Source organism: Haloarcula laminariae, from assembly GCF_025457605.1.
Taxonomy (GTDB): Archaea; Halobacteriota; Halobacteria; order Halobacteriales; family Haloarculaceae; genus Haloarcula; species Haloarcula laminariae.
The window spans coordinates 1,816,401-1,838,487 of record NZ_JAMZFY010000001.1 but is presented as its reverse complement, the minus strand read 5'-3'; the positions used below and the strand labels follow the sequence as shown (position 1 = coordinate 1,838,487).

Here is a 22,087-nt window from a genome sequence, read left to right as displayed (position 1 = left end):
GCCTGCGGGCGTGTGCGGCCGCCACTCACGCCCGAGCGACACGCTTATTCGGCCGTGTCGACCAGTTCGGGTAAGCGATGAGCACGGAGACGACGGAGCCCGAGGAGACCGAGGCCTTCCAGCAGGTGTGTGCGGAGCTGGTCGACCGCATCCTCGCCGGCGAGGTCGAACGCGACGACGTCGAGAGCGCCAAGATTGACGTCTGCCGGGAGTACTCGGCCCCGAAGGTCCCACAGAACTCCGAACTGCTCGACTACGCCCCACAGGAACACCGCGAGGTCCTGGAGGAGGTCCTCCAGCGAAAACCGGTCCGCACCGCCTCGGGCGTCTCGCCGATAGCGATAATGACCTCGCCACACCGGTGTCCCCACGGGAAGTGCCTCTACTGCCCCGGCGGCCCGGACTCGGAGTTCTCCTCGGCCCAGTCCTACACCGGCCACGAGCCCGCCGCGGCCCGCGGCGAGCAAAACGACTACGACCCGTATGGCCAGGTCACGCTGCGGCTCAATCAGCTCCGGGAGATCGGCCACCCGGTCGACAAGGCCGAACTCATCGTCATGGGCGGGACGATGACTGCCCGCTCTCATGACTACCAAGAGTGGTTCGTCAAGCGGGCCATCGAGGCGATGAACGACTTCGACCCGGAGGCCGACCCCAGCCCGAAGGAGGGCGAGAGCTTCGCACAGGACCCCGACGAGTACGAGTTCCGGTATCTGGAGGACGTCATCGCGGAGAACGAGACCGCCGACGTGCGAAACGTCGCGACGACCTTCGAGACCAAGCCGGACTGGTGTGACCCCGAGCAGATAGACCGGATGCTGAACCTGGGCGGGACGAAAGTCGAGGTCGGCGTCCAGACGACCTTCGAGCGCATCAACCGCGAGATGCACCGCGGCCACGGCGTCCAGGCCAGCATCGACGCCAACCGCCGGCTCAGGGACTCGGCGTTCAAGGTCGGCTTCCACATGATGCCGGGCCAGCCCGGGATGTCCAAGGAGATGTGTCTGGAGGACTTCCGGCGCATCTTCTCGGAATCGCGCTGGAAGCCCGACTACCTCAAGATATACCCGACGCTCGTCGTCCCGGGCACCGTCACCTACGACTGGTGGCAGAAGAACGACTTCGACCCGCTGAACAACGAGGAGGCCGCCGAGCTCGTCGCCGAAATCAAGGACATGATTCCCCGCTACACCCGCCTCCAGCGCGTCCAGCGGGACATCCCGGCCGACTTCATCGAGGGCGGCGTCTGGAAGTCCAACCTCAGACAGCTCGCCTGGAAAGAGATGGAGAAACACGGCTGGTCCTGTGACTGCATCCGCTGTCGCGAGGCCGGCCACAAGGACGAGGTCGCGGAGGACATCGAGCTGAACGTGATGACCTACGAGGCCTGTGGCGGCACGGAGCACTTCATCTCCTTCGAGGACTTCGAGACCGACGTGCTGGTGGGCTTTTGCCGGCTCCGGTTCCCATCCCACGCGGACGGCGGAACGGGGCCGTCCGCGGCAGCGGACCCCGTCAGGCGGGAACTCGAAGACGCGGCGCTGGTTCGGGAGCTCCACGTCTACGGGAACTCGGTGGGCGTCGGCCAGTCGGCCGGTGACGACGACCACCAGCACAAGGGGTTCGGCAAGCGTCTGCTCGCCAGAGCCGAGGAACTGGCCCGCGACGCCGGCTTCTCGAAGATTTCCGTCATCTCGGGTATCGGCGTCCGGCAGTACTACCGCGAGAAGCTCGGCTACAAGCAGGACGGCCCCTACGTCAGCAAACGGCTGGAGTGACTCCCCGTGGGCGCAATCGTTCGGGAGACCCGGATAGCCGCGCCCCGCGACCGCGTCTTCGACCTCGCTCGCCACGTCGAGGCCCACGTCGCGACGATGCCCGAGGAGCGCGCCGAGGGCGCGACCGGACTGCTGGAACTGGGCGACCGCGTCACGTTCAAGCAACGACAGTTCGGCGTCCCGTTCGAACTCACCGCCGAGGTCACCGACATGGACCGCTCGCGTCGCTTCGTCGACGAGCAGCTATCGGGCGTCTTCGGTTCGCTCGTCCACGAGCACACCTTCGAGGAGGACGGTACGGGAACCGTGATGCGCGATACCGTGCAGTTCACGATGCCGTTCGGCCCGGTAGGGCGGCTCGGCGAGCCGGTCGCCCGACGGCGGCTCCGGGGGCTCGTCGACTACCACGCGGACGCGTTGCGGGAACTGGCCGAAGGCGACGAGTGGGACCAGTTCCTCGACGACTGAGAACTGTTCCCACGATACGGTGCCGTTTTCATCGCGGCCCACCTCCTGTCCGCATGGTCAGGGAACTCAGGCCGGGCGTGTGGCTACTGGAGCTCGGCCTGTTCCCGCCGCTGGCCTCGAACGCCTACCTCGTCGACGAGCGGGCGGTCGGGGGCGACGGCGACGCGCTCACGCTCGTCGACACCGGCCTGTGGTGGAACAGACCCACTATCGGCGACGAACTCGATGCTGTGGGGTACGGCCCGACCGACCTCGACCGCGTGCTGCTCACCCACTACGACCTCGACCACGTCGGCGGGCTGAACCGGCTCGTCCCGGCGTTCGACGGTCCGGTCTCCGTGGGTCGTGACGACCTCGACCTGCTGGCGGGGCGTGCCGAACCGGCACTGCTCCACCACAAGGGGCTCTTTCACCGGGCGAGCCGCCGGCTCTTTCCGCTGCCGGAGCTCACACTCGAACCGCTGGACGACGGCGACACCGTCGGCGGTTTCACCGCCTACCACACGCCGGGGCACAACCCGGGCCACGTGGTCTACCACCACGCGGACGCCTCGGCGGCGTTTCTCGGCGACCTGGTGTGGGCGGGCGACGACGGCGGCCTGACGACGCCGTTCTGGGGCGACTCCTACGACATGGACGAGCTCCGAACGAACATCGGTGCCCTCGCCGACCGGATTCCGGCCTTCGACGTGGCCGCGATGGGGCACGGCGACCCGCTGTTGACCGGGGGGAGCGACGCGTTGCGGGCCCTGGCTGAACAGGTGTAATCCGCCTTCCCTCCCTCGCTCACTCTGATATAGGGCCTGTCTCGACATCGGCCCAGCGTAAGCGATGGTGTGCCCTTCCGCTCTCAGGCGTCGTCCTCCCAGATTTTCCATACGCCCGATTCTGTTCGGAGTTCCACATCTCGCTCAACTGTTTCGTCGCTTCTGGTGTAGGTGACGTCGACAGTCGCCTCGCCGGCACTGTTCGAGACCACAGTCGCCTCGACCAGTTCGAACGTGTACTGGTCACCGAGAGATTGGATACTCGACTCGCCGACCTCCCGAACTGATTCCTCTTCCGGCCCCTCCGAATGGGTGAGCGCAAGTATTCCGTCGTAGTCCCCGGCATCGAACGCCTGAAGGTAGTTATCGACGACAGCGACTATCCCGCTTTCGCCGGGAGACGCCGTCGTCACCTCGGTCTGTGTGGCGTCGGTCGCGGACTCGGTCGGCGTGGAGCCAGCAGTAGCGGGCTCTGTCGGTGTAGCCCCGGCGGTTTCAGTTTCCGTACTCGTGTCCGGTACCGCGGTTTCGCCCTCGCCGGAGTCGTCACTGCCGAGACAGCCAGAGATTCCGGTGATAGCCGCAAAGCCGACGGCCGCGACAACTGAACGTCGATTCATCGACAACGGGTCATCTGTGCCTCGCATATCAGGCGGGCGTCTGTGGGACGGTAAAAAGACGACGCTTCACAGTCGACCGGGTAGCGGCTCCGCCTCGTCGGGACAACCGCCGGAGAGGAGATAGATTGGCTCTCGACCGCGGCCGGGTTTGACTTGGTTATTTACTCCCGCCGCCCCATATTCCAGTCATGACACCGAACCTTGCTGTCGTCGGCGCCGGCGCGGCGGGCGCCGCAGCGGCGTACGCGCTCCGGGATACGGCCGTCGATGTCACGGTCTTCGAGAAGAGCCGCGGCGTCTGTGGCCGCGCGGCCACGCGACGCAAGGACGACTGCACCTACGAGTACGGTGCGAACTACCTCAAGGCCGACGACGAGCGGGTGACCGAGCTGGTCACCGAGACGCTGCCGACCGAGGGGCTCGTCGACGTCGACGAGCCGATATACGCCTTCGAGCGCGACGGCGACATCGATGAGGGCCGTGACAGCGACGACCACAAGTGGACCTACGAGGCTGGCATCACACAGCTGGCGAAGCGGCTGTTCGCGGAAACCGACGCGACGGTCCACAACGGCGTCCGCGTGGAGACGCTGGACCGCGAGACCGACGGCTGGCGCGTCCACGCCGCCGACGGAACCGACCACGGCCGCTACGACGCGCTCCTGCTCACGCCGCCGGCGCCCCAGACCGCCGACCTGCTCGGCGAGGCGGACTGGGACCACGACGACTGTCGGGACCTCCGCCGGACGGTCGCCTCGGTCCCCTATCGGACCGTCGTCGCCGGGATGTTCCACTACCCCTTCGAACTCGACGTGCCCTGGTACGCCGCCGTCAACGCCGACAAGGCCCACGACATCGGCTGGCTCGCCCGCGAGGAGTGCAAGGCGGGCCACGTCCCCGACGGGGAGTCGCTCCTGCTGGTCCAGATGAACGAGGGCTGGTCGGTCGCCAACTACGACGCCCACCCCGACCGGCTACTGGAGGAGATGGCCCAGCGGACGGCACACCTGCTGGACGACGACCGCCTGACCGACCCGGACTGGACGGACCACCAGCACTGGCGCTACGCCCAGCCCGAGGAGACGGTCGACCGGGACGCCCTCGCCCCCGCGGCCGACCACGACCTCTACTTCGCCGGCGACTGGGTGGCCGAGGAGCCACGCCTGCACGCCGCCGTCCGCAACGGGCTGGAGGTCGGCGAGACGGTCGCCGAACGGCTCTGAAACCGCTCGTACCGCTCAGTCGTCCCCGTCCGGGGTCGCCAACAGCTCCTCCTCGAAGGCCGCGACCGCTTCCACGACGGCGTCGGCGTCCTCGTCGGGCACGTCGAACTCGTCGAGGCTCCGGTACAGCAGTTCGACGGCCCGCTCGATGTGTTCCGGGGTAAACGGGACGTCGATGTGGGCCTCGCGGACCGGCGTCGCGTCGTACGTCTCGGGGCCGCCGGCCGCCTCACAGAGGAAGTCCGTCTGGGTCCGTCGCAGCTTCGACACGTCCGCGTCCTCGAAGAACGGGCCCAGCGAGTCGTCGGCCACCAGCCTGTCGTAGAAGTCGTCGACGACCGCTCGGATACCGTCCTGACCGCCCAGCCGCTCGTACAGCGTGTCCTGCGCCATATTCGGGGCTTCCTCGCTTCCGCCCTAAAAAGTACCTACTCGCCGGTGTCGCCCTCGCCGTCCCGATAGGCATTTGGGCGGCCGACGACAGCCATCGACATGGACCACAAGCGGGAGCTGACGAGCGTCGACCTCGCCGCCTTAGAGGCCGAGCTCGCCGAGTACACCGGTGCGAAACTCGACAAGGCCTACCTGTACGCCGAGGACGACCTCGTGCGCCTGAAGCTGCGGGACTTCGACCGCGGCCGCGTCGAGTTCATCATCGAACTCGGCGACGTGAAAGGCGCCTACGTCGCCTCGGCGGACCACGTCCCGGACGCCCCGGGCCGCCCGCCCGACTTCGCGATGATGCTCCGGAACCGCCTCTCGGGGGCGGACCTCGTGCGGGTGGAACAGTTCGAGTTCGACCGCATTCTGGAGCTTGAGTTCTCCCGCGGTGACGGCTCGACGACGGTCGTCGCGGAGCTGTTCGGCGACGGCAACCTCGCGGTGCTCGACGGCCACGGCGAGGTCATCGACTGTCTCGAAACGGTCCGCCTGAAGTCACGGACCGTGGCGCCGGGGACGCCCTACGAGTTCCCCTCCGCCCGGTTCAACCCGCTGACGGTGGGCTACGACGGCTTCGTCGCCCGGATACGGGAGTCCGACGCCGACCTCGTCCGCACCCTGGCGACCCAGCTGAACTTCGGCGGGCTCTACGGCGAGGAGCTGTGTACGCGGGCCGGCATCGACTACCACGAGGCCGTCGAGGACCTCACCGAGGACCAGCTCGAACGCCTCTACGAGGTGGTCTCCGAGTTCGCGACCACCCTCCGCGAGGGGACGCTGGACCCGCGGGTGTACTACGAGGACGTGGACGGCGAGACCGACGAGGGCGGCGAGCCCGAGCGCCGCCGCGTCGACGCGACGCCGGTCGCGCTGACGGAGTACGAGCACCTGTACAGCGAGCGCTTCGAGACGTTCAACGACGCCCTAGACGACTACTTCTACAACTTCCAGCGCGAGGAGGAGGTCGAAGGCGGGGAGACCAAACGCCCCGACTTCGAGGGCGAGATATCGAAGTACGAACACATCATCCGACAGCAACAGGAGGCCATCGAGGACTTCGAGGCCGACGCGCAGGCCGAACGCGAGAAGGCCGAGTTGCTGTATGCCCGCTACGACCTCGTCGACGACGTGCTCTCGACGGTACAGGGCGCCCGCAGCGACGACGTCCCGTGGGACGACATCGAGGCGAAGTTCCGGGAGGGCGCGGAGCAGGGCATCCCGGCCGCCGAGGCCGTGGCCGGCCTCGACGGCAGCGAGGGCACCGTCACCCTCGACATCGACGGCACCCGAATCACGGTCGACGCCGACACCGGCGTCGAGAAGAACGCCGACGAGCTGTACAAGGAGGCAAAGCGAATCGAGGGCAAGAAGGAGGGCGCCCAGGCGGCCATCGAGGACACCCGCGAGGACCTCGAAGCGGTCAAGCGGCGCCGTGACGAGTGGGAGGAAGACGACGGGGACGACACCGACGAGGAGAGCGACGCCGACGACGAACCCACGGACTGGCTCGCCGAGCCGTCGATTCCCGTCCGCCACAACGAGCAGTGGTACGAGCAGTTCCGCTGGTTTCGCACCTCCGACGGCTATCTCGTCATCGGCGGCCGCGACGCCGACGACAACGAACAGCTCGTCCAGAAGTACCTGGAGGGCGGTGACAAGTTCTTCCACGCGCAGGCTCACGGCGGCCCGGTCACGGTTCTCAAGGCCACCGGACCGAGCGAATCGTCGAGGGAGGTCGACTTCCCGCAGTCGTCGCTCGACCAGGCCGCGCAGTTCGCCGTCTCCTACAGCTCCGTCTGGAAGGACGGGAAGTTCGCCGGCGACGTGTACATGGTCGACCCCGACCAGGTCTCGAAGACCCCCGAGAGCGGGGAGTACCTGGAGAAGGGCGGCTTCGCGGTCAGAGGCGACCGGACCTACTTCGAGGACACCCCCGTCGGCGTCGCCGTCGGCATCACCTGCGAGGACCGGACGCAGGTCGTCGGCGGGCCGCCGGCGGCCGTCGAGGGCGACGTTGCGACCAGCATCGAGGTCGAGCCGGGCCAGTACGCCCAGAACGACATCGCCAAGCGGCTCTACCGGGAGTTCAAGGACCGGTTCACCGACGAGTCGTTCGTCCGCAAGGTCGCCAGCCCCGACCTGATTCAGGAGTTCCTGCCCCCGGGCGGGAGCCGGATGGTCGACGAGTGACCCACCTGTCGGTGACTGCTGGGCCACTGCCGGCGACCTGAAGACGGGTCATTGTAAACGTTTATGTGGCTGATAGGAAAACCCGAATCCGAACTCCCGGCCCCGCCGCTCGGTGTGCGGGGCGCGCGGTGACTACCCATGTTCGAGGACGCAATCGAGTATCCGTGGCGGGGCGAACAGCACGTAGAGACAATCGTCATCGGCGGCGTGTTGACCCTGCTCGGGATACTCTTCATTCCGGTCCTGTTCGTCAACGGCTACCACGTCAGAGTTATCAGGCGGGTGAGCGCCGGCGAGACCGAGGCGCCGCCGGTGTTCGACGACTGGGGCGACCTGCTCGTCGACGGGCTGGTCACCCTGCTGATCGGGTTCGCCTACATGCTCGTCCCGCTCGTGCTCTTTCTCGTGTCGTGGTTCGCGATTTTCATCCCAGTCGCGGGGTCCGGCGTCGGCGGCAGTGCCGGCGACGTCTTCGCCGTACTCGGCGTCGTCGCGGTGCTCGCGTTCATGCTGGTCGCGTTCCTGGTGGGGCTCGCCGCCCTCTATCTCCTCCCGGCCGCAGTCGCCGCCTACGCGGTGACCGGTGAGGTCGGCTCGGCCTTCTCGCCGTCGACGATACGCTCCGTGGGCGTCGACAAGGCCTACCTGACGGGGGTCGTCATCGCCGTCGCCATCAACTTCCTCGCTCAGCTCGCGGGCAACGTGGTCGTGTTCACCATCGTCGGTATCGTCCTGATACCGTTTATCACCTTCTACGGGAACGTCGCCAGCGCGTACGCCATCGGGGCCGGCGTGGCCGATACGCCGCTGTGTGCCGACGAGCCGGAGCCCGACGCAAACCAGCCGACGTACTGACGCGACCTATCAGAGGGCGGGCGCGTCCCGGGGGGAGGACACACCGCCCGGCCCGCGGCACCAGTGCGAATAGCAGGGCACTTGTGACCGGCCGGCGCAGTTCGGGTATGCAGATACAGAGCCGGCAGGCCACCGGCGAGGGGCGCGAGCGCGTCGAGCTGGTCCCCGAGACCCTCGACGACCTCTGGCACCTCTCCTACGTCATCGAGCCCGGCGACCACGTCTCCGGCGACACCACACGGCGCATCCAGCGCAACGACGACAACCTCCGGGACAAGGGCGGCGAGCGCGAGCCGATGTGGCTGCAAATCGAGGTCTCCGACGTGGAGTTCGCGAAGTTCGCCAACCGCCTTCGCGTCGGCGGGGAAATCGTCGACTGCTCGCGGGAGGACCAGCTGGGCTTTCACCACACGCTCAACGTCGAGGAACACACCGAACTCACCGTCGAGAAGCGGTGGAAACCCGACCAGAACGACCGGCTGGAGGAGGCCGTCGAGTCCACCGAGAACCCCGACGTGGCCATCGCCACGGTCGAGGAGGGGGAGGCCCACGTCCACACCGTCGCCCAGTACGGGACCGAGGAGCGTGCGACCATCACGTCCACGACGGGGAAAGGCGACTACGCCCGCCCCCGCGACGAGCTGTTCTCCGAACTCGCCGACGTGCTGAAGCGCCAGGACGTCGACACCTACATCCTCGCCGGTCCGGGCTTCACCAAGCAGGACGCGCTGGACTACTTCGAGGACGCGATTCCGGACATCGCCGAGCAGATAACCACGGTCGACACCGCGGCCGTCGGCGACCGCGGCGTCCACGAGGTGTTGAAACGCGGCGCCGTCGAGGACGTCCAGCAACGGACCCGCATCGCCGAGGAGGCCGACCACATCGACGAGCTGATGGCCCGCATCGGCGAGGGGAGCGAGGTCGCCTACGGCCCCGAGGAGGTCGCCAAAGCCGCCGACTTCGGCGCCATCGAGACGCTGCTCGTCCTCGACGAGCGGCTCCGGAAGGAGCGGGCCGGCGAGGGCGACTGGGACATCGACGCCGACGACATCATCGAGACGACCGAGCAGAAAGGCGGCGACGTGACGGTGTTCTCGGCCGAGTTCGCGCCGGGCCAGCAGCTCGCGAACCTCGGCGGCATCGCCGCCCTCCTTCGCTACCGGCTCGAATAGCGCCGGCGGTCGGCCCCGTTCCCGGTAGGTCCGCCGCGGTCGTTGGCGGACCGTTCGGGCCCGTTCCGGCGACTCCACCGTCCGCCAGTATCGATTCTGGTACTCGTTGGTGTGGCATTTTTATACTGGTACCAACTACGCATACGCAACTCCGGAGACACGAAGGGATGTCATTCGAAGAACAGCAGGATTTCGCGAGGCAGGTCGCGGACCTCAACAAGTACGGGCAAGCGCTCAACCGGTGTGAGTCCGTCGAGGAGGTCGTATCGCTGACACTCGAGGCGATGTCGCTGCTGTTCCAGTTCTCTTACTCCACGTTCATCGAGGTGCGCGATGGCGAACTCGAAGTGGTCCACAGCACGAACCCGCGGCTGACCCAGGGCGGCAAGCCCGGCCCCGTCGCCCAGCAGGCCTTCGAGGCGGCCGAGACAGTCGTCACGATCGGGGACGAGGCCGGCCTGGACGGGGACTCGGACGTGACCGCGACGCTCGCGGTCCCGGCACAAGTCGGCGGCGAGGTGACCGCTATTCTGGTCACCCGCTCGACCTCCGTCGACACGTTCGGCGAGGAGTACAGCCGCCCGCTGGAGATTCTGGCCTCCCACGCGGCGACGGCCATCAGCAACATCCGCTCGCGCGAGCGGCTCGAACGGGCCCGCCAGGACCTGGAGACGCGCAAGGAGATGATAGAGATGTACGACCGGCTCCTGCGCCACGACCTGGGGAACGACCTCCAGATTATCGCCGGCTTCGCAGACGTCGTCGCGAGCGAGGTCGAGGGTCAGACCGCCGAATACGTGGGCAAGATACAGCGGGCCGCCGAGAGCTCCGCCGACCTCATCGAACGGGTCGGGAACCTCGTGAGCACGCTGGAGGAGCAAGACGAGCCCGAACCCCAGGACCTACGGGTGATTCTGGAGGACACCGCCGCCGAGGTCGAAGCGAACTACCCGGAGCTGACCGTCGATTTCGACCCCGAAACGGCCGACTACCGCGTCTACAGCGGCGACCTGCTCGACTCAGTGTTTACGAACCTCGTCTCGAACGCGGCCGTCCACAACGACGGGCCCGTCCACATGGACATCTCGGTAGCGGAGGCGGGGAGCGGCACCGTCGTCATCGCGTTCGCCGACGACGGCAGCGGCGTCCCCGAGGATATCCGCTCGGAGATATTCGAGATGGGTGCGAAAGGGCCCGACAGCTCGGGGACCGGGTTCGGGCTCGGCTTCGTCCGCGCGCTCACGGAGTCCTACGGCGGCGACGTCACGGTGGGCGAGAGCGACATGGGCGGCGCGGAGTTTCGCGTGACGCTCCAGCGGGCCTGAGAGCCCGGCGGTTTCATATCGCGTCGAGCGTGATAGCGAGCCCGTCCTCCGCAAAGCGAACGTCACCGTCGTAGGCCTCGCCCAGCGACGCTAACATCTCCTCGTGTCGCCCCTCGGTGTGTGGGTACAGGTGAGTCAGGTAGACACGGCCCAGGTCGGCGTCGGCCTCGGCGAGTGCGGTTCCGAGACTCGACGGTGTGGGGTGGTTCGAGACGTCGACGTCGTCGGGAAACGAGCAGTCGTGGACGAAGACGGCGGCCCCGTCGGCGAAGGCGACGAGTTCGGGGAACGCCTCCGAGTCGCCGCTGAACGCGACCGTCGGCCCGCCCCCCGACGGCGTCAGCCGATAGGCGAAACACTGCATCGAGTGGCGTGTCTCGGTCCGCTCGCCGTCGAGACCAGCCAGCGAGAACGTCGGCTCCTCGATGTCGACCAGCCGGAGGTCCATGCGGTCTTGCATGTACTCGTGGACCGAAAGCAGGTCAGTGACGAGGTCGGCGGTCCCGGGCGGCCCGGCAATCGTCAGTTCCGTCTCACCGGCCAGCCAGCGGGCTTTCAACAGCACGTCGATGTCCGAGACATGGTCGAGGTGGTGGTGGGTCAACAGGACGGCGTCGACGCCCTCGTAGCCCGTATCGGTCCGTGCGAGCGCGTCGAGGACGCCGCTGCCGCAGTCGACGAGCAGGGCCCCCTCGTCGGTTTCGAGCAGCGCACCCGACTGCGCCCGTCGCCCGGTGGGCATCGCGCTACCGGTTCCGAGAAAGGTGAGTCGCATGTCCCGCGGTTGTGGGGGGAGGGCCAAAGGGGTTGGTGCGACAGCGGGGCGGAGCGAGGGGAAGGCCGCCGTTGAGGGGACTGACACGCGGGCAGACGTGTCGGGTGACGGCCTGTATCTGGCTACTGAGGGATACGTAAAAAGGCCATCCGATGGTCAAAATCGCGTTTGAGCTATCTGGTGTAGGCCAAGGTCAGCCCGACGGCCGTCAGGACGAGGAGCCCCCCGAGAAAGAACGCGACGCCCGGTTCGAGGTCGATTCCGCCGCCGCTCGCGGCGGCCGCGGCCGTCTCCGTCGCCTCCTGTGCGACTTCGACGGGGGTCGGGGTCGACTCGGGTGTGGGCGTGGGCGTGTGGTTGGTCGTCTCCATGATACCGATATCACCGCCGTCGGTCGGCGTGGGTGTAGGCGTCGGTTCGGGCGTGGGCGTCGGCTCGGGCGTTCCGCTGGCCGCGCCGGCGCCCGGACCGGCCCCGTCCGCGCTCTCCGGCGAGCCGAGCAGGCCCGGTATCGTCCCGAAGACGGCCTGGACCATGACGCTGGCCGCCGTGAGCAGGCCGACAGCGGGGACGAGCCGCTCGACCAGCGAGCGCAGCGTCCGCTTCCGGTCGGGCGTCCCGACGAAGACGACGAGCGGGTCATCCGGCGGTTCGTACACCGTCATCTCCTGGCCCTTCTCGGAGTACTGGGTGCCGGCGACGGCGATGAGGTCCTCCTCGTCCAGCTTCTCCAGGTGGTAGGAGACCTTCTGGATGGACATGCCGAGGCGGTCGGCCAGGTCGGAAGGCGTTCCGGGGTCTTCGTACACCGCATTGAGAATGTCACGAGCCGTCTCCGAGGAGAGCGCATCGAGGACGGACGCGACGTCTTCGTCGACTCCGACCACCTGTAGCTCGCCGTCTTGCGAGCTACTGGCGTCGGGGCCGCGGGAGGGCAGCAGGGACATGTCGCAGTCAGGGACGGCCAGCATAATGAATCTCGCGGAGACTGACTAAGGTCGCCTCGCTATCGCTCCCGGCCGCCGGATGGCGACTGGGGGTCCGATGCGACCGAGGACGACGGGAGCGACGACGGAGGGGGCGATGAGTAACCTGCCCGGCCCCGTTCCCGGTGTCGGCGGCGGACGCGGACCGTGCCACCGTGCGGAACCCACTTGTCCGTCGGGGCCAACCTCTACCCAGACGATGGACCCGCGCGAGCGACTCGCCGCCACCGACCCCGACTTCGACGCGGCGTCGGTCGACATCGACGACGCGGACGTACTCGAACGGCTCACACCGGTTGTCGCCCAGTGGTGGGTCGAGGAGTTCGGCGAGTTCGTCCCCGGGAACGGCGGCTTCTTCACGCCGCCACAGAAGGAGGCGATTCCGCTCATCCACGAGGGCGAGAACGCACTGGTCTGTGCGCCGACCGGCTCTGGGAAGACGCTCGCCTCCTTCACCGCCATCATCAACGAGCTGTTCGCCAAGGCCCGCGAGGACAGCCTCGACAACAGCGTCTACTGCCTCTACGTCTCGCCGCTGAAGTCGCTGGCCAACGACATCCACCGGAACCTGACCGTTCCACTCGACGGCATCACCGGGAAGCTCGACGAGCGCGGGGAGGACGTCGAGATACGCCACGCCATCCGCCACGGCGACACGAGCAGTGCCGACCGGCAGGCGATGCTGGAGACCACGCCCCACATCCTCAACACCACGCCGGAGACGCTGGCGATACTGCTGAACTCCCCGAAGTTCCAGGAGAAGCTCGAAACGGTGGAGTACGTCGTCGTCGACGAGATACACAGCCTGGCGGAGAACAAGCGCGGCACGCACCTCTCGGTGTCGCTGGAGCGCCTGGAGGCGATGGCCGAGGGGTCGCCCACGCGAATCGGCTGTTCGGCGACGGTCGAACCCCTGGAGACGGTCGCCGAGTTCCTGGTCGGTCGCGAGGAACCCGGCGGCGAGCCCCGGCCGTACGAACTCGTCGACACCCGCTTCGTCCGGGACCTCGACGTCGAGCTGACCTGTCCGACCGACGACCTCATCGGGACGCCGAGCAATGTCGTCACCGACCGCTTCTACCGCCAACTGCACGAGCACGTCCAGGACCACACGAACACGCTCGTGTTCACTAACACCCGTTCCGGGGCCGAGCGCGTCCTCCAGACGCTGCGGGAACGGTACGACGAGTACGACGAGGGGAACTCGGGCTGTCACCACGGTTCGCTGTCGAAGGACAAGCGCCACGAGATAGAGGGGAAGCTCAAGGAGGGGGCGCTCGACGTCGTGACGACATCGACGAGCCTCGAACTGGGCATCGACATGCCTTACATCGACCTCGTCGTGCAGGTCGGCTCCCCCAAATCCGTCGCCGCTCTGCTCCAGCGGGTCGGTCGGGCCGGTCACCAGCTCGGCGAGACCGTCGAGGGGCGAGTCATCGCACTGGACCGCGACGAGCTCGTCGAGTGTGCGGTGATGCTCGGGAAGGCCACCGACGGCTTCGTCGACCGCGTGTTCATCCCCGAGAACGCCCAGGACGTGGCGACACAGCACGTCTACGGGATGGCTATCAATCGGGTCCGGCCCGAGTCCGAGGTCCGGGGCATCCTCGAACGGGCCTACCCCTACCGGAACTACTCCGACGACGACTGGGAGCGGCTCTGTCGGTATCTCACCGCCGACTACCCCGGCATGGAGGAGAAGAACGTCTACGCGAAGATATGGCGCGACGCCAACGACCCGCCCGACGGCGAGTACCACTACGAGGAGTACGACGTGGGCGAGCCGCTCGTCGGCAAGCGCGGGCGGCTGGCCCGGGTCATCTACATGACCAACATCGGGACCATCCCGGATTCGTTCACCTGTGACGTGATAACGCGCAGCGGCGACGAGTGGGTGGGACAGCTCGACGAGTCCTATCTCGATACCCTGGAGAAAGGCGACGTGTTCGTCCTGGGCGGGTCGAACTTCGAGTACCGCTACCGCCGCGGGTCGAAGGTGTACGTCGACCCGACGGCGGCCCGTCCGACCGTCCCATCGTGGTTCTCGGAGCGCCTGCCGCTCTCGTACGACCTCGGTCGGGAGATACTGGCCTTCCAGCGCACGCTCCTCGAAAAGCTCGAAGCCGGCGGCCTCTCCGAGGTCCGCAACTGGCTCCGGACCTTCCCGCTCGACGAGAACTCCGTCCGCGCAATCGCGCGGATGTTCCGCGAGCAGGTGGCCTACGCCGGCAGCGAGAGCGTCGCGACGGACGAGCGGCTGGTTATCGAGGAGGCGATGGACCACGACGAGTACGAGCGCCACTACTACGTCCACTCGGGCTACGGCCGGCGGTTCAACGACGGGTTCTCCCGGCTGCTGGCATACCGGGTCGCCCAGGCCGCGAGCGCGAACGTGCAGGTCGCCGTGGCCGACAACGGCTTCACCCTCTCGATGCCGCTCAACCGGAAGGTCGACATCGAGCGCATCGTCCGCGACATCGACCCCGGCGACGTCCGCGGGGACCTGCGGGCGGCGCTCGACGGGACGGACCTCCTCCAGCGGTACTTCCGCATCAACGCGACGCGCTCGCTGATGATACTCAAACGGTACAAGGGCTACGAGAAGTCGGCAAGCGAACAGCAGGTCTCGGCGGAGATGCTGCTGGGCTTCGCCGAGGACCTCGGCGAGTTCGCCGTCGTCGAGGAGACCTACCGCGAGATACTGCAGGACAAGCTCAACGTCGACGCCATCGAGGACGTGCTGACCGACATCGAGCGGGAAGCGCTCGACGTGACGACGGTTCGCGTCGATTCCCCGTCCCCGCGGGCGTTCGGGCTGGCGACGCTGCTCGCCAGCGACGTGGTGCTCGCCGAGGACGAGTCCGCGGTGCTGGCGGAGTTTCACCGCCGCGTGTTGGACGAGATAGAGGGCGAGGACGCCGTGGCAGTGGACGACTGACGGTTCGTGGTCGTTCGGGACAAGAGTGATTTGGCTCACGGGCGAACCGGTAGGCGATGGCACATCACACACACGAGCACAACTCCGAGCCGCCCGAGGCCGGCCACGTCCACGAGTGGGTCGACGACAGCGTCGACGCGCGCGACGACTGGGCGCGGCGGCGACGCAAGGACATCCCGAACGACAAGCAGCTGTTCGTCCTCGCCTGCATGGACGAGCGGATACCGATAGAGGAAGTACTGGGCCTGGAACTCGGTGACGCGCACATCTTCCGGAACGCCGGGGGAAAAGTCACCGACGACGTCATTCGCTCGGCGGCACTGACGTTGCAGTTCTTCGACACCGAGGAGATAATCGTCGTCAATCACACCGACTGCGGGATGATGAGCGCCGCCGACGAGGACATCGTCGGGGGCCTGGAAGCGGCGGTCGAGGGTGACATCGACGACGTCGACCTCGACCCGGCGCTCCCGGAGCTGAACATCGGCGACGCGTCCATCGCCGAGTGGGTCCGCATGACCGACAACATCGACGAGGCCTGTGCGGCGCAGGTGTCGTATCTGGAGAACCACCCGCTGATTCCCGACGTGCCGGTCACCGGCTACGTCTACGAGGTCGAGAGCGGGCACCTGCGCCGGCCCGGTGAGCACATCGGCGAGGAGATAAGCGAACGCGTGTAACGAGTCCGGGCGATAGCGGTTGAGGTATCCTCAGTTCATTCCGTCGCTGTCGCTCATCGACCCCTGGGGCGTCAGCGTCACACGAATGGCGTTTCGAACGTCGGGGTAGCTGTAGCCGTCCCCGACCGCGCCGAGTCGACGGACGACGCCGCCCTGGTCGCCGCCCTGGGTCGCGCTGTCCTGTGCGGGCGCCTGGTCCGGGCCCCGGCCGGGCTGGCCGCTGGGCTCCGTCCCGGCGTCCCAGAGGGCCACGCTGTCGGTCACGTCGGCGTCGACCGGCTCACCGCTCTCGGGCCAGAGCGCGATGCCGTCGGTGTCCGGCGCGAAGAAGACGTCGTTGGACGGGACGAACATGCTCGCAAAGGACAGCTTCTGGCCCGGGGCGGCCCCGATGTCGAACTCGAAGGCGCCGCCCGGAGCGATGGGCGGCGCGCCGGGCACCTCGCCCATCGGGTCGTTCGGGTCGGCGACAGTGTCTGCCGGCGTGTAAGCGCCCGAGTGGGCGACGCCGCCAATCTCACTCAGCTCGTCCACGAGTCCCGGCTTGCCCTCGAACCCGGTCGGTGGCCCGGCCTCGGCCAGTGCCTCGAGCCCGATAGAGGCGGGTTCGCCTTCGGTGTAGATTGGGTTGTCCCCCGAGTGGACCGCGTACGCCCCCGGCGTAATCCAGATTCCCCCGCCGGTGTGGCTGTCGGCACCGTAGAAGTCCGACGGCGCGACGTTCTCGATGCGGACGGTGACGTTCGTCGACGCCATCGAGCCGCTCTCAGTCATCTGCCCGCTCATCGTCCCCGCTTCGGTCATGTTCTCCGCCGTGTCGGTCGGCGAGCCGCTCCCGCTGTCCCCGCTACAGCCGGCGAGGGCGAGCGCGGCCGCGCTCCCCGTCGCGGCGATGAACTGCCGTCGAGTCGAACTGTCTGACATTGCGACTGAGGCGACGGAGGGGGCCTGAATAGGCATTTTTCAACATTGGGGACGACTCCGTTCCAAATCCCCCCGGACTCCCTTCGGAATCTGTGTCCGGCGTGCGACTGCGGTCCAAACGATTAATCCGGCCCTCGGCCCACAACCCGGTATGGAGTCGCTGCACCCGCGGGTCAGGCTGCTGTGGGCCGGTCGCACGGCCATCGTCGGCCTGGTTCTCGTCGGTCTGGTCGTCGTCGCTGATAGGCTGTTCGTTCCGGTCCCGGTCGAACTCGCCGCCGTCGGCTGGGCCGTCCTCGTCGCTCTGGGCGCCGTACACGCCGTGCTGGCCCAGCGAATCTGGCGGTTCGAGCTCCAGGACGACGCGCTCTTTCTCGTCCGCGGTGTGGTGACGCGAACCGACACCTCCGTCCCCTACGTCAGAGTCCAGCACGTCGACACCACGCGCGGCCCCGTCGAACGGACCGCCGGGCTCGCCAGCGTAGTGGTGTACACCGCCGGGTCGCGCGGCGCCGACATCACGATACCGGGGCTGCGGCCCGAGCGGGCGACCGAACTGCGCGAGCGCCTGCGTGACCTCGCCGGCGAGAGCGAGGCCACAGACGCGGTATGAGACGGCTCCACCCGCTCAGTGGCGCGGTGAGCGTCGGTCGCGGGCTGGTCCAGGGGGCGTTCTTCGGCGTCATCGCCGGGACCACGCTGGCCGGGGTTCTCGGCCTGCCGGCCGCGGCGGTGCCGCTGATGATTCCGGCGCTGGCCCTGCTCGTGGGCGGGTTCGCGCTGGCGCGGTACTACCGGTTCACCTACGAGATCGAGGGCGACACGCTGCGGGTCGAGTCGGGCGTCCTCGCCCGCCAGTCCCGGGAGATACCGCTTGGACGCGTCCAGAACGTCGACAGCAGACAGGGGATTCTGAACCGGCTGCTCGGGCTCAGCGTCGTCGCCTTCGAGACAGCCGGCGGGGCCGCCACGGAGGCGACCCTCGACGCCGTCGACCAGGCTGAGGCCGAGCGGCTTCGCACCCTCGTCCAGCGCCACGGGGAGACGGCGACGGCGCCGACAGCGGCTGCCGAAACGGATGTCGACACCGAGTCGGAGAAATCGGCTGACCCGGGGCCGGACGCGCCGGCCCAGCCGGCGGCCGCCGGCCACCGAACCGAGGAGCTGTTCGAGTTCACGCTCCGGGACCTCCTCACCTACGCCGTCGTCTCCGTGCGACCGGCCGCGCCGGTCCTCCTGCTCGTCGGGCTCCCGCTGGGCATCGACATCCTGACCGGCGTCCTCCGCTTCAACCTGGGGCTCGTGGGCGGCGGGTCCTCGCTCTCGCTCGCGGTGCTGGAGGCCTTCGGCCCGCCGCAGCTGGTCGCGCTGGTGGTCCTCGTGGGATTGCAGTTCCTCGTGGCCGCCCTCGTCCTGAGCGTCGCGTTGACCGTCGTCGAGTACTACGACTTCCGGCTCGTCCGCGAGGGCGACGACCTGCGCTACGAGCGCGGACTGCTCCGCCGGTACAGCGGCACCATCCCGCTGTCCAAGGTCCAGACCGTCTCCATCCGTGAGAACGCGGCCATGCGCCGCTTTGGCTTCGCGACCCTCGTGGTCGAGACCGCGGGCTACAGCGGCGGGAGCCAGGAGTCGGGACAGGGCGTGGCCATCCCGATGGCCCCGCGGCCGGTCGTCTACGACCTGGCCAGCGACATCGAACCCTTCGGCGACCTGGCGTTCGAGCGGGCCCCGACGCGTGCCCGTCGTCGATACGCCGCCCGCTTCGCTATCGTCGCCGGCGTCGTGACTGCCGTCGGCTACGCCGTCGACACGTTCCTGCTGGGGAGCGGCCTCTGGTGGCTGTTGCTCGGCCTGTTCGTCCTGGTGCCGCCCGCGGCCCACCTCCGGTGGCGACACCGCGGCGTCGCGCTGGACGACGACGTGCTGGCGACGCGGACGGGCTTTTGGCGCCAGACGACCCGCATCGTCCCCTACTACCGCGTCCAGACGGTGTTCGTCGGCCGGTCGCCGTTCCAGCGGCGGCGCGACCTCGCGACGGTGACGGCCGACACGGCGTCGACGAGCAGCATCCTCGGCGGCTCTGCCAGGGCCTACGACGTGGACGACGAGCGGGCCGCACAGCTCCGGGACACGCTCCGGGAGCGCCTCTACACCGACCTGCTCGCGAGAAAGGCCGACCGCGACGCGTGACCGGCTACCGCGCCCACTCGACCATCCGGCCGTAGACGGGGTCGGTCCCGAGCGCGTCGGCGTCGCCGACGAGTACCAGCGCCTTCTTCGCACGCGTCAGCGCGACGTTGATTCGCCGGTAGTCCTCGAAGATGGGGCCCTCCAGGGCGCCGGTCGCGACGAAGGAGACGACGATGACCTCCTTGCTCGACCCCTGGAACCGGTCGACGGTGTCGACGGCCACGTCGAGCAGGCGCCGGTTCAGTTCGGCTACCTGTGCTCGGAACGGCGCGATGACGCCGATGTCGTCGGCGGGGGCGCCCGCCTCGCGGTAGGCCGCGACCACCTCGGCCACGGCGTCGGCCTCGGCGGGGTTGGTGTTGCCGGTCTGGGACCCGTCGGGGTCGACGAAGGCCACGCCGTCCCGCAGGTGTGACGGCAGCGCATCCATCGACACCCCGTCGAGGTCGTCGATTCGCTGGGCGGCCACGGCGCCGGTCGCCGGCCGCAACTGCCCGTCGTAGAACTCCCGGGAGGCGAAGGCCTGGATGCGCTGGGCCATCCGGTACTGGCGGTCGAGCATCACGCCCGCATCGGGGAACTCCTCGATGAGCCGCTCGAACAGCGATGTGGTGAGGGTCTCGTCGTCGCTCTGGACCACTGGGGGGAGCTGCTGGTGGTCGCCCACGAGGACGAACCGGTCGGAAAGCGTCGTCGCCGCGAGCGTCCCTGGTTCGGTCAGCTGTCCGGCCTCGTCGACGACGGCGGCGTCGAAGGACTGGGACTGCATGGCGGTCCCGCCACAGGTCGCCGTCGTCGCGGCGACCACCTGCGCGTTCCCCAGCGTGCCCGCACACTCCTCGGGGTCGCCGGACTGTTCTAACCTGTATTTCTGCATGTCTTCCCGGACGCCGCTCTCGGTCCCGACGCGGACGATGTCGGTGAAGCCCTGGTCCTCCAGCGCCTCGATGGCGTTGTCGACGGCGCGGTTCGTGAAGGCCGACAGGAGGACTCTCTCGCCTTGCTCCACGAGCGCCCGGACCATCCGGGCCAGCGTGTAGGTCTTGCCGGTCCCCGGCGGGCCGTGAACGAGGGCGAAGTCCTCGGCACCGACGGCCAGCCGGCAGGCCTCGTTCTGGGCGTCGTTGTTGTCGATGAACGTCTCCTCGACGGGGTCGAAGCCGGGCTCACGCCGGCCGAACAGCACGTCCTTGCGCTCGGGCGGCTGGGTGAGCAGCGCGTCGTGGAGCGCGTTCTGGAGCCGGTCGGTGGTTATCTCGGAGGGGTAGACGTCGAGCCGCCGCAGGTCGAGGGGTTCGTCCGTCGTGACGACGATTTCGCCGTCGGTCAAGCGTTGCACCCGCCCTAGTTCGGCGTCGCCGGTGACGGGGTCGCCGTCACTGGCCATCACGTAGTCGCCCTCGCGAATCTTCGAGACGGCGCCGGTGCCCCTCGCCCGGAGCTCCCAGCGGCCGCCGTCGAGTTCCGTCCGTCCGAGCGGTTCGAGATTCACCAGCGCCCGGTCGTCGTCGGCCCGCTCCTCGGGGGACTGCTCCCAGAGCTTGGCGTACTCGCGGTGGACCGCGCGCCGCTCGGCCTCGATGGCCCGGTAGAACCGCTCGAAGTACTCGCGTTCCTCGTCGGGGATGGCGACGCCGACCTGGCCGGCCTTGGACTCCTGGTCCAGGCGGCCCGAGACGGCCATACAGGTGTCCTGCTCGAAGCAGTACTCGCACTTGGCGCTCGCCTCGTACCCAGTCGGGACCCCGGTGTCGTGTTCCATCGCCGCGATGGCGTTGCGGGTCCGGACGACGTATTTCAGCAGGCCGGCGCCGATGGAGAACTCCTTGGCCGGCGAGAGGTCGCCGCTCTCCTCGTTGCGGTCGACGGCGGCGTTCTTCGTATAGAGGAGCGTGCCGGTGTCGGGGGCCGCGTCGATGGGCGTCCGTCTCGTGCCGCCGTCGCCGGCCATCACCGCGCTGGCGTCGAGGGAGTTCGCTTCCCGCTCGCCCAGCATCAGCGCGTACGCCGTCGCCTGAATCTTGTCCTGGAAACGGGGCTCGCGTTTCGTGTTCTTGCCGGTCTTCAGCTCGACCGGCATTCCGCGGCGGACGGCGTCGGCCCGCCCCTTCATCCCGTAGCGCTCTGAGATGAGCGTCATCTCGGAGCGCCACTCGTCGGTCTCCGTCAGCGTCCCCTGATTCAGCCACCCCTCGATGGCTTTGGCGTGGTCGCGCACGTCGCCGGCGACGCCCTCGGCAGTGCGACCCAGCAGGCCGATGTCCAGCCCCGCCTCCCGGACCTCCTCGTCGATGGCGGCCTCCACGTCACGCCCGCGCAGGAGGTCCCCGAACACCTCGTGGACGACGGTCCCCTTCACGAGCGGGTAGGCCAGCTCCGCGCCGTCGAGCTTCCGCAGGTAGTACATCCGGGGACACTGCACCCACGCCCGGATGTCGGTCACGTCGACGAGGAAGTCGGGCTCGACGACGACGGTCGCGTCGCCGCCGACGGAGTACTGCGTCTCCCCCCGGTACTGGCGCTCGTCGGGCTCGTAGACGGCAAGCTCCATCCCGGGGTCGAGGTAGTCGGCCGTCTCGGTCCACTTCCCCCACAGCGTCACGGTCGTCGGCTCGCCGGCGCCCCGCTCGGGCCGCAGCGTCACCTCACACAGCTCGGACTCGCCGTGCTGCGTATCGACGGTTTTGGGGTCGCTCACATCCACGACGACGCCGCGTAATTGCACGGGCAACGCAACGGGTGGCGCCGG

Annotated in this window: 18 protein-coding genes; 12 read left to right on the top strand and 6 right to left on the bottom strand. The window is 68.2% G+C overall.

Annotated features, from left to right (window positions below; translation table 11 throughout):
* Window positions 1-77 precede the first annotated feature (77 nt).
* Genes NJQ98_RS09425 through NJQ98_RS09415 form a run of 3 tightly spaced genes read left to right on the top strand, consistent with a single transcriptional unit; the run spans window position 78 to window position 3,013 of the window.
* Window positions 78-1,778, top strand: a complete 1,701-nt coding sequence (locus tag NJQ98_RS09425) for a tRNA uridine(34) 5-carboxymethylaminomethyl modification radical SAM/GNAT enzyme Elp3 (RefSeq protein ID WP_262178021.1) — start codon at window positions 78-80, stop codon at window positions 1,776-1,778.
* A gap of 6 nt (window positions 1,779-1,784) precedes the next feature.
* Window positions 1,785-2,246, top strand: coding sequence for an SRPBCC family protein (locus NJQ98_RS09420; RefSeq protein ID WP_262178020.1), 462 nt, complete (start codon window positions 1,785-1,787; stop codon window positions 2,244-2,246).
* A gap of 53 nt (window positions 2,247-2,299) precedes the next feature.
* Window positions 2,300-3,013 carry an MBL fold metallo-hydrolase gene (locus NJQ98_RS09415; RefSeq protein WP_262178019.1) on the top strand — a complete coding sequence of 238 codons (714 nt, stop codon included), beginning with the start codon at window positions 2,300-2,302 and terminating at the stop codon, window positions 3,011-3,013.
* Between the two features lie 83 nt (window positions 3,014-3,096).
* On the opposite strand, the gene NJQ98_RS09410 is transcribed toward NJQ98_RS09415, so the two are convergent.
* On the bottom strand, window positions 3,097-3,633 hold the full coding sequence (locus NJQ98_RS09410) for a hypothetical protein (RefSeq protein ID WP_262178018.1): 537 nt from the start codon (window positions 3,631-3,633) through the stop codon (window positions 3,097-3,099).
* 188 nt (window positions 3,634-3,821) lie between these two features.
* Here NJQ98_RS09410 and NJQ98_RS09405 point away from each other — a divergent pair, with 188 nt between their 5' ends.
* Window positions 3,822-4,856, top strand: coding sequence for an NAD(P)/FAD-dependent oxidoreductase (locus NJQ98_RS09405; protein ID WP_262178017.1), 1,035 nt, complete (start codon window positions 3,822-3,824; stop codon window positions 4,854-4,856).
* Between the two features lie 15 nt (window positions 4,857-4,871).
* Here NJQ98_RS09405 and NJQ98_RS09400 read toward each other — a convergent pair whose 3' ends face one another.
* The gene (locus tag NJQ98_RS09400; RefSeq protein ID WP_262178016.1) at window positions 4,872-5,249 is read right to left on the bottom strand and encodes a truncated hemoglobin; all 378 of its coding nucleotides are present in this window, start codon (window positions 5,247-5,249) and stop codon (window positions 4,872-4,874) included.
* Between the two features lie 99 nt (window positions 5,250-5,348).
* On the opposite strand from NJQ98_RS09400, the gene rqcH reads away from it, so the two are divergent.
* The 4 genes from rqcH (at window position 5,349) to NJQ98_RS09380 (ending at window position 10,842) form a co-directional block, all read left to right on the top strand.
* The gene (rqcH, locus tag NJQ98_RS09395; protein ID WP_262178015.1) at window positions 5,349-7,487 is read left to right on the top strand and encodes a ribosome rescue protein RqcH; all 2,139 of its coding nucleotides are present in this window, start codon (window positions 5,349-5,351) and stop codon (window positions 7,485-7,487) included.
* A 138-nt stretch (window positions 7,488-7,625) separates the two neighbouring features.
* Window positions 7,626-8,342: a DUF4013 domain-containing protein gene (locus NJQ98_RS09390; RefSeq protein ID WP_262178014.1), complete on the top strand. Its 717-nt coding sequence runs from the start codon at window positions 7,626-7,628 to the stop codon at window positions 8,340-8,342.
* Between the two features lie 107 nt (window positions 8,343-8,449).
* Window positions 8,450-9,517: an mRNA surveillance protein pelota gene (locus NJQ98_RS09385; RefSeq protein ID WP_262178013.1), complete on the top strand. Its 1,068-nt coding sequence runs from the start codon at window positions 8,450-8,452 to the stop codon at window positions 9,515-9,517.
* Window positions 9,518-9,684: 167 nt separating this feature from the next.
* Window positions 9,685-10,842, top strand: coding sequence for a GAF domain-containing sensor histidine kinase (locus NJQ98_RS09380; protein WP_262178012.1), 1,158 nt, complete (start codon window positions 9,685-9,687; stop codon window positions 10,840-10,842).
* 13 nt (window positions 10,843-10,855) lie between these two features.
* Here NJQ98_RS09380 and NJQ98_RS09375 read toward each other — a convergent pair whose 3' ends face one another.
* Window positions 10,856-11,617, bottom strand: coding sequence for an MBL fold metallo-hydrolase (locus tag NJQ98_RS09375; protein WP_262178011.1), 762 nt, complete (start codon window positions 11,615-11,617; stop codon window positions 10,856-10,858).
* A gap of 173 nt (window positions 11,618-11,790) precedes the next feature.
* Entirely contained in the window at window positions 11,791-12,564 is a 774-nt protein-coding gene (locus tag NJQ98_RS09370) for an ArsR/SmtB family transcription factor (RefSeq protein ID WP_262178010.1), read from the bottom strand.
* A 238-nt stretch (window positions 12,565-12,802) separates the two neighbouring features.
* Here NJQ98_RS09370 and NJQ98_RS09365 point away from each other — a divergent pair, with 238 nt between their 5' ends.
* Together NJQ98_RS09365 and NJQ98_RS09360 are read left to right on the top strand one after the other, a co-directional pair.
* The gene (locus tag NJQ98_RS09365; RefSeq protein ID WP_262178009.1) at window positions 12,803-15,541 is read left to right on the top strand and encodes an ATP-dependent helicase; all 2,739 of its coding nucleotides are present in this window, start codon (window positions 12,803-12,805) and stop codon (window positions 15,539-15,541) included.
* Window positions 15,542-15,597: 56 nt separating this feature from the next.
* Window positions 15,598-16,221 (top strand): beta-class carbonic anhydrase, encoded by a 624-nt coding sequence (locus NJQ98_RS09360; RefSeq protein WP_262178008.1) that lies wholly within the window; start codon window positions 15,598-15,600, stop codon window positions 16,219-16,221.
* 30 nt (window positions 16,222-16,251) lie between these two features.
* Here NJQ98_RS09360 and NJQ98_RS09355 read toward each other — a convergent pair whose 3' ends face one another.
* A complete protein-coding gene (locus NJQ98_RS09355; protein ID WP_262178007.1) occupies window positions 16,252-17,145 on the bottom strand; it encodes a spondin domain-containing protein in 894 nt (297 codons plus the stop codon).
* Between the two features lie 151 nt (window positions 17,146-17,296).
* On the opposite strand from NJQ98_RS09355, the gene NJQ98_RS09350 reads away from it, so the two are divergent.
* Together NJQ98_RS09350 and NJQ98_RS09345 are read left to right on the top strand one after the other, a co-directional pair.
* Window positions 17,297-17,758, top strand: a complete 462-nt coding sequence (locus NJQ98_RS09350) for a PH domain-containing protein (RefSeq protein ID WP_262178006.1) — start codon at window positions 17,297-17,299, stop codon at window positions 17,756-17,758.
* Window positions 17,755-19,338 carry a PH domain-containing protein gene (locus NJQ98_RS09345; RefSeq protein WP_262178005.1) on the top strand — a complete coding sequence of 528 codons (1,584 nt, stop codon included), beginning with the start codon at window positions 17,755-17,757 and terminating at the stop codon, window positions 19,336-19,338. Before NJQ98_RS09350 ends, NJQ98_RS09345 begins: the two co-directional genes overlap by 4 nt.
* A gap of 4 nt (window positions 19,339-19,342) precedes the next feature.
* On the opposite strand, the gene NJQ98_RS09340 is transcribed toward NJQ98_RS09345, so the two are convergent.
* Window positions 19,343-22,063, bottom strand: a complete 2,721-nt coding sequence (locus NJQ98_RS09340) for an AAA domain-containing protein (RefSeq protein WP_348533559.1) — start codon at window positions 22,061-22,063, stop codon at window positions 19,343-19,345.
* Window positions 22,064-22,087 lie beyond the last annotated feature (24 nt).

What these genes read in the sequence shown, in the direction of transcription:
- NJQ98_RS09415 (WP_262178019.1), top strand. Translation starts at nt 2,300, where the DNA reads ATGGTCAGGGAACTCAGGCCGGGCGTGTGGCTACTGGAGCTCGGCCTG.
- rqcH (WP_262178015.1), top strand. Translation starts at nt 5,349, where the DNA reads ATGGACCACAAGCGGGAGCTGACGAGCGTCGACCTCGCCGCCTTAGAG.
- NJQ98_RS09380 (WP_262178012.1), top strand. Translation starts at nt 9,685, where the DNA reads ATGTCATTCGAAGAACAGCAGGATTTCGCGAGGCAGGTCGCGGACCTC.
- NJQ98_RS09400 (WP_262178016.1), bottom strand. Translation starts at nt 5,249, where the DNA reads ATGGCGCAGGACACGCTGTACGAGCGGCTGGGCGGTCAGGACGGTATC.
- NJQ98_RS09365 (WP_262178009.1), top strand. Translation starts at nt 12,803, where the DNA reads ATGGACCCGCGCGAGCGACTCGCCGCCACCGACCCCGACTTCGACGCG.
- NJQ98_RS09410 (WP_262178018.1), bottom strand. Translation starts at nt 3,633, where the DNA reads ATGAATCGACGTTCAGTTGTCGCGGCCGTCGGCTTTGCGGCTATCACC.
- NJQ98_RS09375 (WP_262178011.1), bottom strand. Translation starts at nt 11,617, where the DNA reads ATGCGACTCACCTTTCTCGGAACCGGTAGCGCGATGCCCACCGGGCGA.
- NJQ98_RS09370 (WP_262178010.1), bottom strand. Translation starts at nt 12,564, where the DNA reads ATGTCCCTGCTGCCCTCCCGCGGCCCCGACGCCAGTAGCTCGCAAGAC.
- NJQ98_RS09390 (WP_262178014.1), top strand. Translation starts at nt 7,626, where the DNA reads ATGTTCGAGGACGCAATCGAGTATCCGTGGCGGGGCGAACAGCACGTA.
- NJQ98_RS09355 (WP_262178007.1), bottom strand. Translation starts at nt 17,145, where the DNA reads ATGTCAGACAGTTCGACTCGACGGCAGTTCATCGCCGCGACGGGGAGC.
- NJQ98_RS09360 (WP_262178008.1), top strand. Translation starts at nt 15,598, where the DNA reads ATGGCACATCACACACACGAGCACAACTCCGAGCCGCCCGAGGCCGGC.
- NJQ98_RS09350 (WP_262178006.1), top strand. Translation starts at nt 17,297, where the DNA reads ATGGAGTCGCTGCACCCGCGGGTCAGGCTGCTGTGGGCCGGTCGCACG.
- NJQ98_RS09425 (WP_262178021.1), top strand. Translation starts at nt 78, where the DNA reads ATGAGCACGGAGACGACGGAGCCCGAGGAGACCGAGGCCTTCCAGCAG.
- NJQ98_RS09405 (WP_262178017.1), top strand. Translation starts at nt 3,822, where the DNA reads ATGACACCGAACCTTGCTGTCGTCGGCGCCGGCGCGGCGGGCGCCGCA.
- NJQ98_RS09385 (WP_262178013.1), top strand. Translation starts at nt 8,450, where the DNA reads ATGCAGATACAGAGCCGGCAGGCCACCGGCGAGGGGCGCGAGCGCGTC.
- NJQ98_RS09345 (WP_262178005.1), top strand. Translation starts at nt 17,755, where the DNA reads ATGAGACGGCTCCACCCGCTCAGTGGCGCGGTGAGCGTCGGTCGCGGG.